Below are 20,648 nucleotides of genomic sequence, written 5' to 3'. Positions count from 1 at the left end.
CCAAGGCCCCACAAGGATCGGGACAAACCATGAAGATTCGCGCTACGCCCTACGTTCTCATCGCCCCTGCGACACTCCTCCTGCTTGCTTTCGGCGTGCTGCCCATCCTGATTGCGGGCTTCGTCAGTTTCACTGACATGAACCTCGCCGGGTTGGGTGATTGGTCGGTGATCAAGTTCATCGGCCTCAACAACTACACTCAACTTTTCGCCGACCCGGCCTTCTGGCAGTCACTCGGGAATACTGCCTTCTTCGCCCTGATCGGCGTGCCGTCTGTCATTATCTCCTCGCTGATCGTCGCCCTGCTGCTCAACCGCAGCAACAGCCGCTTCTACCGCGCGCTGCGCTCCTTATACTTCCTACCCGCCATCACCGCGATCGTCGCCATCGCATTGGTTTGGGGGTACCTCTACAACACCCAGTTCGGCCTATTCAACTACCTGCTGTCCCTCGTGGGGGTACCGCCGGTGCAGTGGCTCAGCGATCCGCTTCTGGCGAAGTTCTCCGTCGCGTTCGTTGCCATCTGGCGGGGGACCGGTTTGAACATCATCATCTTCCTAGCTGCCCTCCAGGGCGTGCCTCGCGAATATTTGGAAGCGGCGTCGTTAGACGGTGCCTCGGAAATCCGCAAGACCGTCTCGATTGTCATCCCGTTGCTGCGGTTCGCGATCTTCTTCGTCATGATCACAACGGTCATCGCGTGGCTCCAATTCTTCGACGAACCATTCGTGTTGACCAAGGGCGGCCCGATCGGCGCCACCACTTCCATATCCCTGTTCCTTTTCCAGAAAGGATTCAGCGGAAGCCAATTCGGCTATGCGAGCGCAGGCTCCGTAATCCTGTTTCTGATCATCGCAGTGATCACCCTCGCCCAACTGCGTGCAAGGAAAACCGATGTCGAATACTAAGCTCCAACCCCCCATGACCAAAGCAACATCGCCCGTCCAGCATGAGCAGGCGGCGTGCAACCCGCGACCGGCCAAGCGCAAGTCGCGCAGTCACGCCAATCGGCTGACCATCATCGTCGGCATCGTGCTGGGGCTTGGTGCGCTGGCCACCGCGTTCCCATTCATCTGGATGTTGACCTCGTCACTGAAACCCCGCAGCGAAAGCGTGGCGTACCCGCCAAGGATCCTGCCGCAGAAACCCACCTTCGAGTTCTTCGTCCAACTCTTCCAGGACCTCGACTTCGGCCGGTACCTGCTCAATACCATCGGGCTTGTCCTGATCAGCATGATCGGGCTCCTGCTCATGGCCATGGCCGGTTACGGCTTCGCGAAATTTACATTCCGCGGGCGCGACGCGCTCTTCTTCCTTGTCCTAGTGACCATGATGATCCCAGTTCAGGTGACGATGATTCCCACGTACCTCATCTTGAACGGTATGAAACTCACCAACACCATCGTCGGGATTGCCCTCCCCACCCTGGTTAGTGGATTCAGTGTCTTCCTCTTCCGGCAGTTCATGACGACCATTCCCTCGGAAATGATGGAAGCGGCACGCATTGACGGAGCCGGAGAGTTCAGGGTCTTCCTACAAATCGTGCTACCACTGTCGAAACCGATCTTGGCGGTCCAAGTCATTCTGACGTTCATCGCCAGCTGGAACAGCTTCCTCTGGCCCTTGATCATCGCCAACGACGAACACCTTTACACCCTCTCCGTTGGTATCGCGCTTCTGAATCAGCAGATCGCGACGAATCCCTCCCTGCAAATGGCAGCCGCGACGCTGATGGTGGTCCCGATCCTCATCATCTTCGTAGTCTTCCAACGCTACGTCGTTCAAGGATTCTCCCTTTCCGGACTGAAATAGGACAACATGACAAACCCCACCCGCTTCAACGGATACGTTCACGCTCACAAGGCGGAGTTGGTCGACGGCACCGGTGCCCCGCTCCTGCTTCACGGTATCGGCCTTGGGAACTGGCTGCTCGCCGAAGGCTACATGTGGAAGTTCGGCGATGAGATGAGCTCACCGCGGCAGATCGAGGCACGTATTACCGACCTCCTCGGCGCGGAACGGGCACTCGAGTTCTGGGCCCGCTACCGCGACGCGTTCATCACCGAAGCGGACATCCAACGCATCGCCGAACTCGGCTTTGACCATGTCCGGCTGCCGATCAACTCGCGCGGCCTCATGGACGACAGCGGCAACTGGATCGAAACCGGATTCATTCTCATCGACCGGGCAATCCAGTGGTGCGAGCGGCACAACCTGTGGATTTTGCTCGATCTGCACGGAGCACCGGGCGGACAAACTGGAACGAATATCGACGATTCCCCTAACCTGAAGCCCGAACTGTTCATGGATGACCGCTATCGCAGGCAAACAGTGAAATTATGGCGAAAACTCGCCCGCCGATACCGCGACCGGACGAGTGTCCTCGGCTACGACCTGCTTAATGAACCCCTGCCGAACGAATGGCAACACATTTACGCTGACGAGCTCGTCGATTTCTACCGGGAGCTCACAGCTGCGATCCGTGAGATCGACCCTTATCACCTCATCGTCTACGAGGGCTCGCACTGGGCAACAAATTGGTCCATATTTACGGAGGTCATCGACCCGAACTCTGCCCTTCAATTCCATCGTTATTGGTGCCCGCCCGAACGGTCCAGCATTGCCGAATATTTGGAAGCCCGTGACCGGCTCGGGTTGCCGATCTACATGGGCGAGGGAGGCGAGAACACCCCGGAATGGATCTATTCGGCGACCCGCCTGTATGAGCAGCACAATATCGGCTGGAACTTCTGGCCATGGAAGAAACTCGACACCGACACGTCCCCGATATCAGTGAGCCCACCCGCCGACTGGAATTTGATCGCGGACCCGGAGGTAACTCTCGACCCCGAAGCTGCCCAGCACGTTCTCAATGAGCTGCTACACCGCATTGCTCTCCTCAACTGCTCCGTTCGCCCCGACGTTGTGAACGCGTTATTTGGCCGTCAACCACTTCGTATTCCAGCCTGGGGATATATTGAGGCCGATGCGGCAGCACCCACCCGGTTTTCACCGACAGCTGAGATCGATGGTCTGTGGCACCACACCGCCGGCGAACCATACAAGGATGCGGAAGTGCCACACATTGAGCTTCGCCCGGGGGCAGTCATGAGGTTCCCATTGGAAGCGCCACCCTCGACGTGGACGATCAACGCCGACGACCCATCCTCATTCGCCGTGACCTGGGAACAGGACCACCTGGCCGTGCGTGTGAACACACCTGCCCGGCTTATCAGCCTCGACCTCGAAGCCGAGTAGGTGCAGAGGTGAACACCGCAACGGGCTTCGCGAGGCGAGCCGAAGACCCAGACCAGCTCCATCATTGGTATCGTCGGACCACCATGAGCGTCGACCCAAACACCCGCCGACCTGCCCGCTCCTCGGCGGGTGCATCAACAGTGACGTCGCTCCGGCAGCGCAACAAGGGAGCCGTACTCAAGCAGATCATCCTCGCTGGCGAAACCACTCGAGCGGCACTAGCCAGCGACTGCGGCCTCTCGATGGCATCCGCAACCAACATGGTCACTGAACTGACCGGAGAGGGACTCGTCGAGGAAACCGGGTTGGTGTCCTCCCACGGCGGGCGGCCGATCTCCCTCTTGGCCCCTCGCGCGGACAGTGCCTACACGCTCGGCGTCGACGTCGGCGAACGTGGAGTCGCCGTCGAACTCTTTGACTTCCGGATGAACCGCGTCGACCGTGAATTCAGCGGCGGAGCAGAGCCCGAAACCGCCGCCAGCATCGTCGATGACCTGAATCAGGCCGTATTCGCCCTCCATCTCCGAAATCCCCACCGATGGGACCGCCTGCTTGGGATCGGACTCGGACTGCCCGGCCTGGTAGAGACCGAAGCAGACGGCGTTCAAGTGCTCTACGCCCAAAGCCTCGGCTGGCCTGCAATACCCATTTCGGAGCTCATCCGCGGTGACCTCCCAGTGTTCGCCGACAACGGCGCCAAAGCACAAACCAAAGCAGAACTCTGGTTCGGCGCGGCCCGCGGCGTCAATCACGCCTTAGTTGCTCTCCTCGGTCGCGGTGTCGGACTGGGAATCATCACCGACGGGGCACTAACCCATGGGGCAGCAGGAAGCGCAGGCGAGTGGGGGCACACCAAGGTACAAGTCAACGGCCGACTGTGCCGTTGCGGCAGCAGGGGATGCGTGGAAGCGTACCTTGGCGCAGACGCAATCCTTGCCGAATGGGAAGCCGCCGGAGGCCAATTCGAGGGCACCGGCTGGCGTGCTCTAGGCGACCTTCTCGACGCTGCAGAAAAAGGGGATCGAGCAGCCGGCCTGATCGTCACGAGCATCGTCGACACCCTTGGCGCAGCGGTCGGGAGCATGGTCAACCTGACCAACCCGGAGCGTGTGGTTGTCGGAGGTTGGGTCGGGAACCGATTAATGGAAGGCCTGCGGCCACGAATCGAGCAGTCGATCCGAACAAACGCCCTGGCGCGTCCCGGGAGCCAATTCACACTTCACACCTCCAGTTTTGGCGGAGACACGGTTGCGCTCGGGTCGGCGTTGATGCCCATCGAAGCTCTCATCCAGTCCCCCAACGTATAGTCGCGAACCATCAGGCAGTCAGCGACGGACCTCCGCGCAACAGTGTGACATGAACCCGCACGAACGAACGTCCCTGAATGTGTCGGGCGAACATTTGGTTTCTTCTCGATCGTTCGTCTAGCTGACTCTAGGCAGCGTGCTGAAGCAGTTGGGGAGCTTGCGCCCGTCGTTAATCCCGTTCTGGGGTTGGTGCTCGCTGATCAACACTGCAACAGCTGGGGAGCCGTGTTGCGCGTCGGAGCGACAGACCGGACTGGGCCCTCGATTGGTCTCAGTCCTTACCGGTGGTCAAGGTCGCGGGCCTCGGTGACCGTGCGCGTCTTCGACGCTCCCCAACTCCAGAATTCGACCTCGTTCAGCAACGCGGTTCGACGTTGGGAGAGCTTCCCTCGGTGGTAAGCCATCCGATTCTTCGCCGCCCACCCCGCGAGCGCGCTTTCGGCGGGAGCGGATCGTAGCTTCGGGGCCTCCCGATGGGTCCGTGTGAACTGGATATATGCGTTGTAGATCGCGTGCCAGGCGTCTTCGAGGGGGTTGAAGCTAAACCCCGGAATGCACTCGAGTCGGCACTTCTGATAGGTGCAGAGGCGGTCGGCTTTGAACGCCCTGCGCTGGTTTCTGACCCGGTTCACCAGGGTCATTTCTTCGGCACTGACCGCGCCGGCAGAGAGACGACGGTTTTCGCGGGGCATGCGGGATTCGCGTGCGACGAAGTTGCTGAGCGCTTCCGTGTTTCGGGTCCAGGCGATGACATCTCGACCGGGGTTGGTAGCCGCAGCGGCGCCCGCTGCGGTGCGTTCGGCGTTGTAGAAGATCAGGGATCGCACCTGGTCGGCGGTGAGGGTCGCCCTGTTGCGGAGTTCGAGTTGGGCGTAGTCGGCGTGGAGGAGCTCGAGTGGGGTTGGTTCGGACATGGGTGCCTTTCCGGCCCGCACGGGTGTGTGGGTCGGATAGGGCATGCGCGGCAGGTTCTCGTCGGCGGGTCGGAAGGTGTATTCCGGCACGGATCCGCGGTCGTTTCAGACCGGGATACCGTCCCTGCACCGGCGATCGCACCGACCGCCGAGAGGGATCGGAGGAATGGAAATGCCTGACTCAGTAGAGAAACGGACGCGCGTCCTGAACGCCGACGTGTATGACCAGTGGCGGCCGTTGTGGTCAACGGGTCGTGGAAGACGGGCAGTCGGATGCGTGCGGTGAGCACTTTGACGGGGCAGAGCGGCGGCCGATTCGCGATCGAGACCGCGTCGGGATCAACGTACTGGCTGGACCTGGACCGTGCGGTCATGCGCCGCCTACCAACGGTCGACGATCGCGCCAACGAACACGAGCTGCGCCGAGACGGCGCCGAGGTGGCACTGCTGCGTGTCGTGGAGTGCTCGATCGGACAGCCGATGCACCTCATCATCAACCTCCGCGTCGCCGGAGTCGTAGCGACCTCGCGCCGAACAACGACGGTGATGGCGATCACTCAACTAGATCCTGCTGGCCCAAACGAAGGGACCGCGACATGACCGCTGGACAAGCCCCCGAAGCTGCGGAACAGGCCTGGCCAGGCATCACCCGCCTGACCACTGAGCGCGACTCAGTGATCTTGGTGGATTGGGAACTGCGCGCCTACAACAGGGCACCTGGCGTCCTCGCGCGGCGCCTCTATGCGGACGAGCAGTGGCTGCGTTTCACAGATATCGGTTCGCTCGAAATTGGGAGGTGCGCCACGTTCGTCTCCCCGAGCCAGACTGCCGGCAACTACATCAGCTCGCCACTTGTCGCCATTGAACGGATGACGCAGGCCCGGGAACTCAGTGCGGCCGACATTGAGACTGTCCGATTCATCGGCGGGTACATCAACCGCCGTACTGTCCCGCCTCCTCGTCAGAACCATGACCGTGACTGAGGCCCACAGCGGCCCCACCACCCTTCTTAGGCCGACCTCTACTTGGCCCCAGCCCCACGATCATCCAGCGGGGGATCCTGATGCTCAATCTCATCACCAGCCCGGAAATCGATACCGATGACCCGGCACCGCCCTGCAGCAAAGCCACATCGAGTTCACAACCTGCACGGCCCAACGAAAGGACCAACCATGAGCGCTCCAGACAATGAACCTGTATTCGTGAACGAACTGACCGGCAAGGAGGGCGGAACCTGGCGGGTCGTGACGCGAGACAGCAACCACTACTTCGACCTGGACTTCGGGACCGTGACGCGTGTCCGCGGCGCAAACGCGGGTCCCACCATCAACGACCGGACCCGCCCTCTACGCACGATCGATGCCCTCCGGGTCGGCGAACGAGGCCGGTGGACCATGCTTACCGACGGGTGGTCCGACGACATCGACTACTACTGGGCTAATACGTCGCTCGTGGCACGGATCGAAGCCATCTGCCGCGAGGACCTTCCAGGAGCAAGCGATGTCACGCCCGACTAGAAGAAGCGGCGTATTCCCCTCCGTCGTCTCTAGGATTGGCTCGAGTTGGGGTCCCGACTGCCTGAGTCGAGAATGCGGTCGAACGGAACCGCCCGTGCCAGACGAGCGGGCCGCAATTCGTGAGAAATACGTTCCTCGCTTTGCCGTCCGGCATCCATCCGCCATCGCAACTGGCATCGCCATCCTTGTCGCGTCTGGGCGCAGATTCACTCACCCGTCGTGCGGCCCCGTTACCACCAAGACGGTGCAGACCGTAAAGTGCCGAGGCCCGCCAAGGGATCATCCATTGGTAGCTCCGAGTCGACGCGTCAACGCCCCATCGACGCGCACACGTAACTCACGTCGGTCGCCCGATTCGGGTGTTGCAGCGAGCTCGCAACAGCGCTGACCATTTGAAAATGGACTGACCAGGCCAGGACACCGCAATATCGAGACGAGGTCAAGTGTCTACGTTCCGCGCAAGCAATGAAACCCACGGCAGGGTGCTTCCTCAGCCTTGCCCTCTGGAAGCGTCTGGAAACGAACCCCCTCGGGAGGGGGCGAAACACAAGACAGCAGACGGCCAAAGTAATTCGGCCCGAAAGACTGACGCGGGACATCGCCGAGGGGAGACTGCGGGGACTTCGTCTGGCCCCCGCGGCGCCATTCCCCGTGCGCCTCAGGGCGCCGGGGAAAACATCGGTCGTAAGGCCGTTCCTACGATCGCCTACGTGGCGGTCCTAGGCAGAGACGGGAAGCCGTTGATGCCAGCCCACCCGGCCCGGGTCAAGCAGCTCCTTGACACGGGCCGGGCTGTGGTTGCTTGTGGAACACCCTTCGTCATCCGACTCAAAGATCGAAAAGCGAATGACTCTGGGACCGTCGTGCCTGGAGTGGTCGTTGGCATTGATCCCGGCTCGAGATACGCCGGGATGGCCGTATTCGTGGACTACTCAGACGATTCTTCGGGCGAGACGGTCGTCCGCAGGAAAGGCGTCTTTGCAGTTCAAGTTAACTTTCGTGGATATTTGATTCATTCGAAGCTCGGATCACGCGCAGGGCGAAGACGAGCGCGACGGTCGCGTAACACTCGCTATCGCAGTCCGCGTTTCTTGAACCGACGACGAGCCAGAGGATGGCTGCCACCTTCCCTCGCTCACCGGATCAACGCGACAATGGCCATGCTCGCTAAACTCCGAACCTGGTTTCCGGTGAAAAAAATCTATCTGGAGTACAACAAGTTTGATGCGCGGGCGATATTGGAGCCCCATGTTCAGGGCGTCGAATATCAACGCGGCGAGTTATTTGAGTACGAAGTCCGCGAGTTCCTCTTGGAAACGCGTGGTCGACAGTGCGCCTATTGTGACGCGGCGGATGCCTTCTTGACCATCGATCATATTCAGCCGCGGGCGCGAGGGGGCACGAACCGTGTCTCGAATCTGACCCTTGCGTGCGTTGCGTGCAACCAAGCCAAAGGAGCGATGGCGGTAGATGAGTTCGTGAGCGACGCCAGCCGATTGGCTCGAATCCTGTCGAGCACGCGCCGTTCGCTTTCTGATGCAGCGGCCGTCAATTCGACGATGAAGGCTCTCATCGACGCGCTCAGGGCCACCCACTTGCCAGTCACAACGCACTCGAGTGCCCGCACGAAATACAACAGGGCAAGATCAGGGCTACCAAAGAGCCACTGCATCGACGCCCTCTCCGTCGGCCTCGTCGACTCAATCATGAACTATCCGGCGAAAATCTACCTGGCCTCCGCCACCGGACGAGGCCAATATCAACGAACGAAACCAGATCGCTTTGGCTTTCCCCGCAAGCCGTACACGGCCTTTCCCCGCACGAAGCGCCATTTTGGCTTCACCACCGGCGATCATGTCCGGGCGGTCGTGCCCGCCGGCAAGAACGCCGGGGTTCATGTGGGCCGAGTAGCCATACGCACGAGCGGTTCGTTCAACCTCAGAACAGGATTCCGCACGCTTCACGGTATCCGTCACACTCATTTCATCTTGTTGGCTCGAAACAACGGTTGGGAGCACGGCTACCTTGGCGAACCACCGCCGCCAGCATGACTTCAGGCAGCGCGTCTGACACCTAACTTCGGAAGAGAGACCGTCCGCTCCCGACCAAATCGCTTCGTCCCGAACGTGCGACTCGGCTCGCCCTGCAGGTCACAGTCCGAGTCGAGTCACCGCGTTGTTCTCGAGAGGTGACGCCTCCCGCGAGTAGATTTCAGCGGTCGCAGGGTCACGATGGCCAGTTTGTCGCATAATTTCATGGTGCGTGGCGCCAGCACGAAAGGCCTCGGTCACGAACCCGGCTCGCAAGGAATGCGCTCCATACAGCCGAGGGTCATACCCAGCGACCCCCACCCGCCGTTTGACGACGTCATAGACCACATTCCCCGTGATGTGTCGTTCCTTGATGGCGCCGTTCTTCATCACCGGCCGGAAGAATGGCTGGTTCACGGCGATAGCAATGGTTGGTAGCTCATCCCGGCAGATATGCCCCTCCAGCGAAACCACATTCAATTCGTTTTTCCGGTCCGTCAGACCGCGCTCAGCTGCCGCGAGCATGCGTAGCCATCGGATATATGCACACGCGGCACATGTGAGAGTGCTTGTACCGAATGGAATCGCTTTTGAGATTCCATTTCCTCGCTGATCCGTTTTGGATCGGCGTAACCCTATGTAGAGGCCGTCCTCCGGATGGATCCTGAGGTCACGAAGCTCGAGAGACGCCAGCTCCGAACGTCGAAAGGCTCCACCGAACCCAATGAGCAACAGGGCGGAATCTCTCTGCCCGATGACCCCTTGCGGCCAAGATTTGCGGTCGATCCCGACCAGGGTCCGGCGCAGCTCATTGAGTAACAGTGGCGCCCTTCGATCGATAGGTCGAGCCCTTTCGCGTCGAATACCCGCGATGGTCATTTCTACATCGCGGTCATCGCCTGGTTTTGCGAACCCAGCAAGGTGATGTGCAGTGTTGATCGAATAGAGCCAGTGGCTAAGCGTTCCAGCGGCGTAGACCCAATCCCCTGCACCATCCGTGAGATCTGCGGCGTAGCAAAGGTAGGCGGCGACGACCAGCGGTGTAGCCGGGAGCGACGCGAGGTCTTGGACACGGCACCAACTTTCGAATGCGTGCCAATTCGAACGTAGCCCTCGTCGCGTATTCGGTGCGAGGGCCTCGCGCTGGAATGCGCGAATGCGATCCATGCTTACCGCCGGCGGGATCGGTGTTGCCATCGTGACTGCCGCGGCGGTGCGTTCTCGATGCCGGACGACCTTATCGCCAGCAGCGGGCGTCTTTCCCGCATCTGTGGGGCTGGAACCACGCAAGGGGGCCTCCGGATCTTTTGCTGCGCCGCCAAGTCCTTCTCCGCGACATCTTCTAGACATGCGGCACATCCGCGAGCCTTGGCGAATTCTCAATCGATGTCACCTTCGGAGCCGCCAGTTTCTCGATTTACCGACTCAAGCCTCGGATCCGTCCAAAGCAGGTGGGGCCGCCGGATAGTAATGATTCCTGGCAGAATCACCTACAAAAATCATCGGGTCCAAGTGAGAAGGGGCTGACGGCCTAAATGGGGGTCAGAGGGCTCTGTGGCCCGGGAACACTGGGATGCGGGTGAGTTCGCGGCGCCGCGGCGCCCCGCGCATGTGTCGGGCGACGAAGCAGCATCCCGCCAGCCGATACGGTGAACGGGCACCACAAATCACACGGGGGACGCACCATGACCGCAGCACGACGCACCATTCTCATCGGGAGCTCAGCGCTCCTCGTCACGGCGCTTCTCTCCGGGTGCAGCCTCTCCGGTGGTGACCTGGGCGGGCTCATCCCCACCAGTGGCACGCCGGCTGCTCTCAGCGACACAGCAACCCCGATACCCACCGCACTCGCCGGCGACACCAACGGCGACGGCAAGCTCTCCGAGTTCGAGAAGCAGATCCTGGCGCAGAACGCGCCGAAGGACTACACGCTCGCTGACGGCACTGTCGTGTCGATCGACCCGAAGCAGCCGTTGCCTGCCGCTGTTGTGGCCGAGGTGCGGGCTGCCATCAGCCCTGCGACCACGAGCCTCGCGGACTCCTCCCCGGGTAACGATGGCACTGGCAAGCGTCAGGCGATCCTAGATGCGCTCGACGCCCAGGCGGCCGTCACTGGCAAAGGAATCGTTGTCGTCACGGGCGTAACGAGTGCCAGTCCGACGCCAGGCGGACCGGAGCTTGACGGCTGGATAGCGCTAGCATCCAGCGTGCACTTCACCGGGATCATGTTCACTCAAGACAAGAGCGCGATGGTTGCCGCGGTCCAGGCCTGGGCTGCAAGCAGAGGGTTTGAATTCCTGCTGATGGAGTGATGCGATCCGCGGCTACGAGATCATCGTCGTCGTCGTCGAGGCAGGGCAGTAACGTGACTCGGCGCCGCCCACCGCTGCGATGCATACGACGTTTAGCCAGAGAGAAGGAGAACAGTGCGCAGAGCATCACGGTTCCTGAGCGCGGCCGCCACCGCCAGCATCTGCATCCTGCTGCTGACCGGCTGCGTGCCTGGACAGTCCATCGACAGCCTGGCCAAACAACCCGAAGCCGCGTTGACGTACCCGGGCAGCACCGATGTCCGGACCAACGACATCCCGGGACGGGTTCAATTCGGTCTCGATGGAGGCGACGTGGCCAGGACCGGTATATCCGGGACGACAACGCACACACAAAGCGAGGTCATCGCCTTCTACTCGCACGCACTGGCAGCGAATGGCTGGACGCAGCCCAGGGACGATCATCGCTCCGAGACCGCTTCGGGACTGCCCTCTTACTTTATGCAATGGGACAAGGTGAAGCCCTTCCTGACGTACGTCATCGCCGTATGGACTGAGGGTGAAACCACGAAGTACGCAACTGAACTGGAATCGCAGCGGTAATGCGTTCGATTCACGGTCGGGAAAGAAGATGGCGGCTGCCGGGTTGCCGCGGTCGATGACCAGTCAGCGCGTGTAGCCCTGCTCTACGCCGTCGGGCTACCGGTCGCCACGCACGAACCGCCCTGACTATCGTCGTTGGACGGCACCGTAATCAGGACCTTCGCCACCGTGCTCGGCTCCACATCAGTGAACGTGAAATCGTGCGCGTTCTGCCCGCCGAGAATCTGGCCGTCCTGCACCACGACCGCCCCGGACTTCTCCGTCACCGTCACATGCACCGTCGCCGGCCCGCGGACATCGGACATCGTGACGACAACTGGGCCGCCGCTAGCAGTCCACATTCCGACGGCAAGTGAACAGTCAGGTGCCGGCAGCTGCGTCGTTGCCACGTCACCCAACAGGTAGCTGACAGCGGTTCCCGCATCGGAGCTCGTGACGATCGGGGCTCCCGAAGCCGCAGCGAGCACAGCGCTCGTGCAGTCGACGCCGGTCGATGAGCCGACCGCCGCAGCAACCGTCTGCATCAGCTGCAAACGGCTCACGCTCACAGCTTTCGCCGTTGAGTCCACCGAGAAGCTGACAGTGGAACCCTCCTCGCAGGACGTGCCGAGCTTCGCTAGGACCGTCCTATACGCTGCCAGCTGGTCAGAACCGGCGCCATCAGCTTTCAGAAGGCTCGAAGCGTCAGGGACGGCCGCGTCCGACGCCGTTGCCGGTGCTGCCGGCGGTGACGAGCTCGTCGAACAAGCGGTGAGGAGGAGGGATGCGGTGACCATGAGGATGGTGACGGCAGTTCGGGTGGTGGTCAGTCGCATGATCTGAGCGTAGGTCGCGCGGTGGGTTCGCCACGAAAGCGTTGGACCCCCAGGTTGGGGGCGATCGGTGGCCGGGCCTGAGTCTCAGTAACGCCGTTCCTGCCATTCACGGTAACGCTGTCACAATCTCCGTATTGAGTAGCTCGATTTGGCCGTCGCACCACTCGGCGGTCACAGGATCGCTCTCGCGCAGCATGACCGAGAGTTCCGAGTATGTGGAACGAATGCGTGCCACCGCCCACAAGAGCACCATCTCAGTACCCTCACCCTCTTCGCCAACCTCGCTGGCATGCGGGTCGAAGAGGGTGGTCGGCCGGTGCCCTGGCTGTTGAGGTTGCCGCTGCGCGCGACGGTTGTGAGCTGGTGGCGGCGATCGTGCAGGTGGCGCCGGCACCCTCCTGGCTCCCTCAGCCGTGGTACGGGCAGCCGTCCAATCCAACCCGCCGTCGGCAAGGCCCCTTGCCACCTCCCCGCGGCTTTCCGCACCGACCGGTATAACTGGGCTGAGGTGCAATCTGGTGCCTCACCACCGCTTCCCCCGGGTCAGACCCCGCCGCCCGCCCGATCACGATCGTCTGAGGTAGCCCTTCCATGATTTCTGGTCGAAGTAGTGCTCCGAAGAACAGGCGGCGTTCGGTGCTCGTCATCCGTGCCTGCTCGGCGGCGTCGTGCCGGCCATCGTCAACCGCCGAGATCACACTGTTCATGATCTCGCTTGCTTCCGGCTCGGACAGCCCGTACGACGCCCGGTGAGTTAAGAGGGCTCCGAGGTTGAATCGCCGGTCGCCGTCAGTCCCGATCCTCGTTTGCGTCATTGACGTCCCAGCGCCCATGAACGGGGAGAGGTCGTAGGCGGGGGTGAACGAAAGCGCGTGGCCGTCCCAGAAAGCGGATGTGTTGCGGAGGTGGTCGTCGTCGGCGCGAACTACCATCAGGAAAGCTAGTCGTCGGAAAATCTCCGGACCGACCAGTGTGGGTTCGGCGGCGCGTTGACGCATCCGATCAACCAGTTCAGGGTACGAGCCGACTCTGTCGGTTGATTCCGCGACCGTGTACCCGGAAACGACCTGACGCCTCCCACCATCCGACGTTCGATCAAACCGTTCGGTCAACAGAATGTCACCGTGTGCGCCCATTGTGATCAGCTGGTGCCGCGGCACGGTGATGCCTACTTCTCCGGCGAGGATGATCGCAGCTGCTTCCGCCTTGATCAGCGGTTCAGTGTCAGTGCGGACGGTGAACTTGGCAAGCCACTGTCGTCCGCCAGCGTGAACAAACGCCTTCGGCTGAGCACCGCCCGGCGTCGCCATGCTATTGCGCACAGCCTGACGGAGCTCCCCCGTGAGATCCTCGTCATCCTGAACACGCGCGGCACCGTCTGCCAGGATCTCCAAGCTCGCCTGGCCGATTCGAGGGACATACGTGTGGGACTCAGCCTGGAAGTCGAGCGCTCCAACTCGGTCTGACCCGGAAGCGAGCATCATTCGGATGTCTGGAACTCTGGTTTCAGAGTCCACGCCAAGCGTGTGTTGGATGACCTTCTGCCCCCACGAGTCCGGCATGGCATCACGGATCGTCAACGGCATGCCCCACACAGGATGAGCTGAGTGGACATCTGTGCCCAGGGCGAGGTGAGGCCCAAGCGCGATGGCGTCCGGTCGAGCGAGGTAAGAATCGCCGTACTGGAACGTGAGGCCGGCACTGGTCCGGGCCGGCGCGACGACCCCGGCGACGACAGGTTCAGTAGCGCCAGGAAGGAACACCCACAGGAAGACGTGTGCCGGGTCAGAAGTCCGTGGAGACACCGGGTTCCTTTCGGTTACGTACGTTCGAAGGGATGAGCGTCAGCGCCTGCTCCATCGAAACCCTGACCCGAGACAAGGTTCTCGGGTCAGTGATGTCAAAGAGGGGAACCCCGACGACGGCGGCGACGTTCAGGGCGTTGCCCAACGACACGCTCGGGCTTCCGCTCTCAACTTGGAGAACCGTGCGCTCGGAGACACCGGATCTATCCCCAAGCTGAACTGCAGTCCAACCCTGCTTCTGCCGGGCGATGCGAACCTGAGTGCCGAGGATGCGCGCCGCATCGGCGGCCTGGTCCACAAGGGCGATGGTGCGGCGAGTCATCCGAGTCTCCTTACTGTGAGGCTAGAGCACTTTTAGCCTGCTACTAACGTGTCGCCTTGTCAAACGCTGTGTTGCGGACACGTATTCCATGATCGCTCGCGACAGTGCAGCCAACGCCAGAGAGGAAAGGGCGCAATCGTGGATCGCTACATGTCTCCAGTCGTGACCGTCGACCCTCACCCTCCTCGCCAACCTCACCGCAAACCAGGTCGCAGCTGCCAGCCAGGTCGTCGGGATCCTCGACGTGCCGGTGGCCGGTGCTGGCGACGGCGCTGAACTGGTGGCGGTGAGCCTGCTGCGGGCGCCAACGAGCTCGTGGCTCATGAGGGTCTACGACCAGGTGGCTGGGATCTTCGCGTTCGCCCCCACACCCCGGGCCGGGTACGACGTCCAGGCCTCCGTCTACCTCCGGCCGGCATGGCGGGGATGCGGGCTGTTCGGTGAGCTGTACGCGGCGCCGGCGCTGCGGTGTGCCCCGTCGGCGTCCGTGCCTGCAGCTCCGTCGCCGAAGACAACCTGCGGTCGATCGCCGCGCACCGGCGGGTGTTCGTCGACGATGGGCGGCTGCTGGATGGGATGACGACGGTCGAGGAGGAGTTCTGGGTGTTCGAATTTGCGGGTGGCGTTATGGGGGCTGTCGGAGGAGGCTGCTGAGCGGGTCGTTGTTACGGAGCATGCCGCTACGAGCAACTGATCGGGCGTGTGATTGCTTGGTGGCACTCCCCCGTCACCAAGTAGTCACAAGGTGTCGCGCACTTGCACCGCCGAATCGGAATTGCCTGAAGGAGGGAGCAGAGTCCCAATCCGATTGCGAGCCGACTTGCCGACTTGCCGACTTGCCGACTTGCCGAACTCTGGCAGGTCGGCGTCTGGCGCGAGTCGGAGAACTCCGAATTGACGCCGCACACATATAACTGCATGATCCCTCCCACCACCTTTGAAGCTTCCCACCCACGAGCATCGCGCGGACGGTTCACCGTAAAGACGCAATCATCGCCGGACGCGGTCACTAACTTGATCCAGGATCTCGTCACGGGAGAGGGTAGGCCTGCATCCAGACCGAATACGGACGGACACGCCGGCTGGGGCGTCGCCATGTGGGCCGACGCTGAAGCACGAGGCAGAAGCGCGAGGCTAAGTCTGGAACGATCCAGTCTGTATTCGCGCTTGGGGATCGAGGGAACCAATACTTTCGAGATCTTCGACCGGATCAACGCGATCGTGGACGATGCGGAATTGGGCGCTCGCTCGTAGTTGAGTCAATCATTTTCAAGATGCGACACTCAATCAGGTCGCGGTGAGTTTGACGTTTGGGAGTAGTTTCATGCGTTCCCGCGTGCGTTTCTATCCTGGCAGTTGAAGTGGGATTCAGAAGAACGTCGACCCGGTTGACGAACTGCAGTGATCGCGGTGAACCTGTGTTCAGGGACCAGCATTTAGGTCCCAACGTGCTCGAGGCGGCTGCGGGAGACATGGTCATAGTGAACCTGCGCGGCGTCGACGGCATTGGCAGGCAGCCGAGACGTGACAACCGAGGCTATGCGTTCCTGCAGTCTGGACGGGAGTCGGCGCAGCAGAGGAAGCCGGCATGGCTTCGGGTTGGCCAAATGATCTACTCAGAAACTGCGGTGGGCCGCCCGCAGACGCAGCACCGCCCAGTGATCGCGGTTTCGACGCGTCGTCACAAGGCATTTGAGAGTGTGACCGACAGTTAGGTCCCATGCATGAGTACCCATGCACCCGCGAATTACCCAGGCCAGGTAACAGCCAAATACCTGATCATATGCGATAAAAATTGATCATTACCCGGTTACCCCGTCGACGCTAGACCTAGATAGATGTTTGTCAACATCGAGCGCCCAGATATGGCTGGTGGGAATTCGCCTGTATGAAATTATCTGGGTAACTGGGTAACTCAATCTATCTAAGGGCATGAATCCCAGTCATTCGCTGGTCGGATGCCATTACCCGGAACCGGTAATTGGGGTAATTGGGGTAATTGGGGTAATCAGTCAGCCTCTTATCCTCCCAATGCGCATCGCGTGCGAAGGATCACTCCCCTGCAGTTCGGACACCGGTGACCTCTGGTTTCTCGCAAAAGACTCCCCGTATGGCGCGGTGCCCGCCGACGATTCCAGCCGGTTTCGAAACCTGCGCATAGAGACTGTATGACCACCTCAACCGCACCCAACCATCCGATGACACCCTGGACCCCTGACGACTACGCGCCACTTGTCACGTTCACCGGCGCCCACAAGCTTGCCTCCTCGGGCGTTGCGCCACTCGTCGCTGCTGCGCGTGGCTATGAAACAATCGAGAGCTCGCACGTGCCGGCCTTCGCCAAGACACACGGCTTTGGTTCGTCCAATACCAAGAGGTATGCGCAGCTCCACCGCATTACCCAGTACACCGACGCTCTCGTCCTGATGTGGTACCAGGCGGATCAGGTCGCATTGGCCAGAACAAACGATCAGACGCCAATCTTCACGACCATGCAGTTGAGGCCCGGAGTCGCACGACCGAACGCTTCCGGGAAGTTCGCCAAGTACGAGAACATGGCCGGAAGCGAATCCGTAATCGACATGAACCCAGCCACGCCGGCTGAGTGGTTCACTGACTCACCTCGAGTGCTGATGACCGAAGGTGTCATTAAGGGCGATTCGGCTTTGACGGCCCTCCTCCGAGCCAACGGTGTCGGCGACGACGAACTGCTCAGCGGTGGACTGACCCGCATCGCTGCCTGCCAAAGGCTCAACGAACTGATGCTGCGCGTTCCGGTCGAGAACCGAGTCACCATTTTGTCGCTCATCGGTGTTGGCAATTGGAAAGGCAATGACCTCTGGGTTAGCTTGTCGCTGGCGAACCGGGAGCTTCTGCTCGCGTTCGATGGCGATGTCGCGACAAACTGGAACGTCTGGAACCAGGCCAACAACTTGTGGCGGTTCGCATTCGGGCGGGGGGCCCGCGTCAAGCTCGTGGACCTCAGTCTCAGTGTGGACGAAGAACTCGTGCAACTCATGGCAGATGGTCCGAGGACAGGGTCCTTCATTGCCAGCGTTGACGACATCCCAGCAGCGGGGGACAAGGTCGGGCTCGACGACTTCCTTGCCAAACACGGAACGTGGAACAACATTTTGGAACGCCTGCAGGCCGCCCTCCCTGACTCGCCGCGTCGTCAGCGGGGTCACGCCGACACCGGAACCTGGAGGGTTGCCGAGGACAACAACTCTGTCCAGGCCCTCCTCCCCGGGCCGCCGGACATGGATGGCAAACCGGGCCCGCTGGAGTGGAAAGTGCAGATGAACATTGGCGGTCACGTTGCCTCCGTCGAAACACACCGGGCACCGTCATCCCTAGAGGTCAAGACAGGTCGCTTTGGTGCGGGCCTTGAGGAGGAAGATATTCCCACAACGTCTACGTGTCGCTTCGATTTGCAGTGGCTGAAGGAGGACGGAATCACCGAACACGCAATCGTCACCGGTCCCGCCACACTTCTGATGTACCCGCCGGAGCAGTGGGACAAAATGAAGGCGAACCTTCCGAACAACCTCCTTCTGCACCCTGAATGGCCTCCCGGTCGCGACGGGATGAAGTGGTTGTCGGCCATCAAGGACAACGTCGAGGTCCCGACCCAGCAGAACGTGTCATGGTCGAGGATGGGGTGGGTTCCAGTTGAGGGTTCCAGCGTGTGCTCGTTCATCTCTGGGCGCACCATCATTTCCCCAAATGACGAGGACAAGGCGATGACCATCGCCGGGGTCACCGACATCGTGCTGCCCGGGGCATCGAATTTCGGACTTCCCAAATCTGAACCCGTTGTAATGTCGCACGAGTGGGTCGAACAGGTCCGAACAGACCTGACCGCACTCCGTGAACACTACGTCGAGAACGCACCGTGGACGGACGTCAACATCGCGGCGGTCGTCATGGCAGCAGGCCTGCGTCCCTCCGTCCCAATCTCGTGCACGACGGCCATCTGGGTTCAAGGCCCTCCGGGTCAGGGTAAGAGCTGGTCGGTCGCCCAGATTCTCTCTTTTCATCAGCAGAGGGCCACTTGGACGAACAAGAAATTACCCGGGTCGATGAAAGATACAGCCACAGGAGTTGAGCAGGCCATCGCCCAAGCAAACATTTGGGTAATGGACGACCTCGCGCCGTCCCCCGACAAGCGGACGAACGACCTGGAGCAGGCCAAAATCGGCGACATCGTCCGGTCAATTCACAACAAATCCTCCAAGCGGCGTTCGGGCGTTGACCTGAAGGCACGGGAGGTATTTGTTCCTCATGCCCTCCTGCTCGTTACGGCTGAAAACGAGCACACCATCAACTCAGTCCGCGACCGAACCGTCGTTCTCAACCTCGACAGGAATTCGCTCCGCAGTGATGAAGCGCGCGACGAGATGGACGACTTCCGTGACAACAACCGTGCCCCCGGACGACTTATGGCCGCTGCTGTGCAAGCCTTCCAGCACCTCGCCACTCTGAACGGATGGCCCAAAATGATGTCGAACATTGAGGGTTCTCCCGAGGACGGCGTCCGCCACAGCCAAGGATCTGAAGATTTGTCAATCATGGGTCAGTATCGCACCCTGGCGAAGGAGGTCATCGGCGGTGTGAAGGTCACTGGAAAGTCCGACGGTCGACACGTAAACATGGCTGTCGACTTGATGCTCGGACTCGCACCCCTGCAAGTCCTCGCGCAGATGGTTCACGATTCGGAAATGCTTGCCCTCATGAACCCAGCTACGACGGGCAGCCTCCCTGCCCGCGTGGCAGCTGTGGTGTCCTTGTCGTATAGGAGCCAGAGTGAATCAACGCCAGGCCTTGCAATCCTTGGGGCTGTGCGAAACCTGCTCGCCGCAGGAAAGGCTCACATTCTGAACGCAAACGATCCCGCCTTGCCTCCGCTAGCCAACACCCAGTACGCGGCGAACCGGGCCCTCGGATGGCAGGTCGACACTCAGGACAGGCTGCGCCCCCTGGGCACGGCAATCGGCTACCTGACAGCAGCCGGGGCAACAGGAGAGATGGACGTCGTCATGCTCCACCCCGTCAACGCGTTCGACCAGGCACAGCGCACCTATCCCATCGCGCTTCCGGCCGGAACATCGCCGACGACCTCCTTCGGAAGCCTCTGGAACGAAAAACTCATCCACCCGCACTATCTAGCTAAGGGCCGCGATGGCAATCGGGTCGGGAAAGTCTTCAGCGTCGCTGGACATTCCAATCGAAGCGTCCCGATTCACATCGACCTAATCCTGGGTGAGCGCATGTCAGCCGACGGTGGGGAGTCCGAATAGGGACATGGACAAACCCCGACTCGGTCACTGCGCCTCCTCGACCGCGCGTATGAGCGTAGAGCTAAGCGGCTCGCAACGCCGTCGGACGCGAGACGGCTCCTTGCTGAGCGGCGTCAGGACAATAAGTGGAAGACGCTGCGCGTACGAACCCTTTGACCGCCGACTCAATTGACCTCAACAGAGCATGAAACGGGCCTGTAGTCCTGGCTGACTGCGCCCGTTGTGGACCTCGTGGGCGAAACACGACACTTCCGCAGCTGAGTGTCGTATACTGAAGCACGCTCTGCCCGCGTGGCCCACAACGCTCATGCACACTCCTGCGGACCGTGCAATCCGCTACTGCACGGTCACTGTCGAAACAACGGGACCGCTACGTCACCCGCCACCCAATGGGCCGTTGAGAAGCGCAATCCCGACCAGCGAACCAGTCTGTGTTTTGTCAACTCGAACCCGGCCATTTGATCGCTAATTAACCGGCCACTTCAGCACCGTTTCCGGCCAATTGAT

Annotated in this window: 17 protein-coding genes; 12 read left to right on the top strand and 5 right to left on the bottom strand. The window is 61.1% G+C overall.

Annotation, left to right across the window (positions count from 1 at the left end):
* Positions 1 to 29: 29 nt before the first annotated feature.
* The 4 genes from QN357_RS01790 (at position 30) to QN357_RS01775 (ending at position 4,565) form a co-directional block, all read left to right on the top strand.
* Positions 30 to 908, top strand: coding sequence for a sugar ABC transporter permease (locus tag QN357_RS01790; RefSeq protein WP_322188702.1), 879 nt, complete (start codon positions 30 to 32; stop codon positions 906 to 908).
* 13 nt (positions 909 to 921) lie between these two features.
* On the top strand, positions 922 to 1,812 hold the full coding sequence (locus tag QN357_RS01785) for a carbohydrate ABC transporter permease (protein WP_322188704.1): 891 nt from the start codon (positions 922 to 924) through the stop codon (positions 1,810 to 1,812).
* 6 nt (positions 1,813 to 1,818) lie between these two features.
* Positions 1,819 to 3,258 (top strand): glycoside hydrolase family 5 protein, encoded by a 1,440-nt coding sequence (locus QN357_RS01780; RefSeq protein ID WP_322188706.1) that lies wholly within the window; start codon positions 1,819 to 1,821, stop codon positions 3,256 to 3,258.
* Positions 3,259 to 3,341: 83 nt separating this feature from the next.
* Entirely contained in the window at positions 3,342 to 4,565 is a 1,224-nt protein-coding gene (locus QN357_RS01775; protein WP_322188708.1) for an ROK family protein, read from the top strand.
* Between the two features lie 278 nt (positions 4,566 to 4,843).
* On the opposite strand, the gene QN357_RS01770 is transcribed toward QN357_RS01775, so the two are convergent.
* On the bottom strand, positions 4,844 to 5,479 hold the full coding sequence (locus tag QN357_RS01770) for a helicase associated domain-containing protein (protein WP_322188710.1): 636 nt from the start codon (positions 5,477 to 5,479) through the stop codon (positions 4,844 to 4,846).
* 282 nt (positions 5,480 to 5,761) lie between these two features.
* On the opposite strand from QN357_RS01770, the gene QN357_RS01765 reads away from it, so the two are divergent.
* The 4 genes from QN357_RS01765 (at position 5,762) to iscB (ending at position 9,047) form a co-directional block, all read left to right on the top strand.
* On the top strand, positions 5,762 to 6,079 hold the full coding sequence (locus tag QN357_RS01765) for a hypothetical protein (RefSeq protein WP_322188712.1): 318 nt from the start codon (positions 5,762 to 5,764) through the stop codon (positions 6,077 to 6,079).
* A complete protein-coding gene (locus QN357_RS01760; RefSeq protein WP_322188714.1) occupies positions 6,076 to 6,462 on the top strand; it encodes a hypothetical protein in 387 nt (128 codons plus the stop codon). The genes QN357_RS01765 and QN357_RS01760 overlap by 4 nt, the downstream gene beginning before the upstream one ends.
* A gap of 219 nt (positions 6,463 to 6,681) precedes the next feature.
* A complete protein-coding gene (locus QN357_RS01755) occupies positions 6,682 to 6,996 on the top strand; it encodes a hypothetical protein (RefSeq protein ID WP_322188716.1) in 315 nt (104 codons plus the stop codon).
* A 443-nt stretch (positions 6,997 to 7,439) separates the two neighbouring features.
* The gene (iscB, locus tag QN357_RS01750; protein WP_323504353.1) at positions 7,440 to 9,047 is read left to right on the top strand and encodes an RNA-guided endonuclease IscB; all 1,608 of its coding nucleotides are present in this window, start codon (positions 7,440 to 7,442) and stop codon (positions 9,045 to 9,047) included.
* 99 nt (positions 9,048 to 9,146) lie between these two features.
* On the opposite strand, the gene QN357_RS01745 is transcribed toward iscB, so the two are convergent.
* Complete coding sequence (locus QN357_RS01745) at positions 9,147 to 9,905, bottom strand: site-specific integrase (protein WP_323504362.1); 759 nt, start codon at positions 9,903 to 9,905, stop codon at positions 9,147 to 9,149.
* An 806-nt stretch (positions 9,906 to 10,711) separates the two neighbouring features.
* Here QN357_RS01745 and QN357_RS01740 point away from each other — a divergent pair.
* Both QN357_RS01740 and QN357_RS01735 read left to right on the top strand, forming a co-directional pair.
* Entirely contained in the window at positions 10,712 to 11,338 is a 627-nt protein-coding gene (locus tag QN357_RS01740; protein WP_322188722.1) for a hypothetical protein, read from the top strand.
* Positions 11,339 to 11,452: 114 nt separating this feature from the next.
* Positions 11,453 to 11,899: a hypothetical protein gene (locus QN357_RS01735; RefSeq protein ID WP_322188724.1), complete on the top strand. Its 447-nt coding sequence runs from the start codon at positions 11,453 to 11,455 to the stop codon at positions 11,897 to 11,899.
* An 83-nt stretch (positions 11,900 to 11,982) separates the two neighbouring features.
* Here the strand turns inward: QN357_RS01735 and QN357_RS01730 are convergent, their stop codons facing one another.
* Positions 11,983 to 12,204 (bottom strand): hypothetical protein, encoded by a 222-nt coding sequence (locus tag QN357_RS01730; RefSeq protein ID WP_322188726.1) that lies wholly within the window; start codon positions 12,202 to 12,204, stop codon positions 11,983 to 11,985.
* A 127-nt stretch (positions 12,205 to 12,331) separates the two neighbouring features.
* Between QN357_RS01730 and QN357_RS01725 the strand changes: the two genes are divergently transcribed.
* Positions 12,332 to 12,721 carry a hypothetical protein gene (locus QN357_RS01725; RefSeq protein WP_322188728.1) on the top strand — a complete coding sequence of 130 codons (390 nt, stop codon included), beginning with the start codon at positions 12,332 to 12,334 and terminating at the stop codon, positions 12,719 to 12,721.
* 400 nt (positions 12,722 to 13,121) lie between these two features.
* Here the strand turns inward: QN357_RS01725 and QN357_RS01720 are convergent, their stop codons facing one another.
* Together QN357_RS01720 and QN357_RS01715 are read right to left on the bottom strand one after the other, a co-directional pair.
* Complete coding sequence (locus QN357_RS01720) at positions 13,122 to 14,477, bottom strand: type II toxin-antitoxin system HipA family toxin (protein ID WP_416347602.1); 1,356 nt, start codon at positions 14,475 to 14,477, stop codon at positions 13,122 to 13,124.
* 22 nt (positions 14,478 to 14,499) lie between these two features.
* The gene (locus QN357_RS01715; protein ID WP_322188732.1) at positions 14,500 to 14,841 is read right to left on the bottom strand and encodes a helix-turn-helix transcriptional regulator; all 342 of its coding nucleotides are present in this window, start codon (positions 14,839 to 14,841) and stop codon (positions 14,500 to 14,502) included.
* A gap of 2,168 nt (positions 14,842 to 17,009) precedes the next feature.
* Between QN357_RS01715 and QN357_RS01710 the strand changes: the two genes are divergently transcribed.
* The gene (locus QN357_RS01710; protein ID WP_322188734.1) at positions 17,010 to 20,141 is read left to right on the top strand and encodes a hypothetical protein; all 3,132 of its coding nucleotides are present in this window, start codon (positions 17,010 to 17,012) and stop codon (positions 20,139 to 20,141) included.
* Positions 20,142 to 20,648 lie beyond the last annotated feature (507 nt).

The organism is Cryobacterium sp. RTC2.1 (assembly GCF_035018685.1).
GTDB lineage: Bacteria > Actinomycetota > Actinomycetes > Actinomycetales > Microbacteriaceae > Cryobacterium > Cryobacterium glucosi.
The sequence above is the reverse complement of the archived record's forward strand: the minus strand, read 5'-3'. Positions and strand labels throughout refer to the sequence as shown.

What these genes read in the sequence shown, in the direction of transcription:
- QN357_RS01790 (WP_322188702.1), top strand. Translation starts at nt 30, where the DNA reads ATGAAGATTCGCGCTACGCCCTACGTTCTCATCGCCCCTGCGACACTC.
- QN357_RS01730 (WP_322188726.1), bottom strand. Translation starts at nt 12,204, where the DNA reads ATGTCCGATGTCCGCGGGCCGGCGACGGTGCATGTGACGGTGACGGAG.
- QN357_RS01715 (WP_322188732.1), bottom strand. Translation starts at nt 14,841, where the DNA reads ATGACTCGCCGCACCATCGCCCTTGTGGACCAGGCCGCCGATGCGGCG.
- QN357_RS01710 (WP_322188734.1), top strand. Translation starts at nt 17,010, where the DNA reads ATGACCACCTCAACCGCACCCAACCATCCGATGACACCCTGGACCCCT.
- QN357_RS01785 (WP_322188704.1), top strand. Translation starts at nt 922, where the DNA reads ATGACCAAAGCAACATCGCCCGTCCAGCATGAGCAGGCGGCGTGCAAC.
- QN357_RS01745 (WP_323504362.1), bottom strand. Translation starts at nt 9,905, where the DNA reads ATGACCATCGCGGGTATTCGACGCGAAAGGGCTCGACCTATCGATCGA.
- QN357_RS01770 (WP_322188710.1), bottom strand. Translation starts at nt 5,479, where the DNA reads ATGTCCGAACCAACCCCACTCGAGCTCCTCCACGCCGACTACGCCCAA.
- QN357_RS01760 (WP_322188714.1), top strand. Translation starts at nt 6,076, where the DNA reads ATGACCGCTGGACAAGCCCCCGAAGCTGCGGAACAGGCCTGGCCAGGC.
- QN357_RS01780 (WP_322188706.1), top strand. Translation starts at nt 1,819, where the DNA reads ATGACAAACCCCACCCGCTTCAACGGATACGTTCACGCTCACAAGGCG.
- QN357_RS01740 (WP_322188722.1), top strand. Translation starts at nt 10,712, where the DNA reads ATGACCGCAGCACGACGCACCATTCTCATCGGGAGCTCAGCGCTCCTC.
- QN357_RS01775 (WP_322188708.1), top strand. Translation starts at nt 3,342, where the DNA reads ATGAGCGTCGACCCAAACACCCGCCGACCTGCCCGCTCCTCGGCGGGT.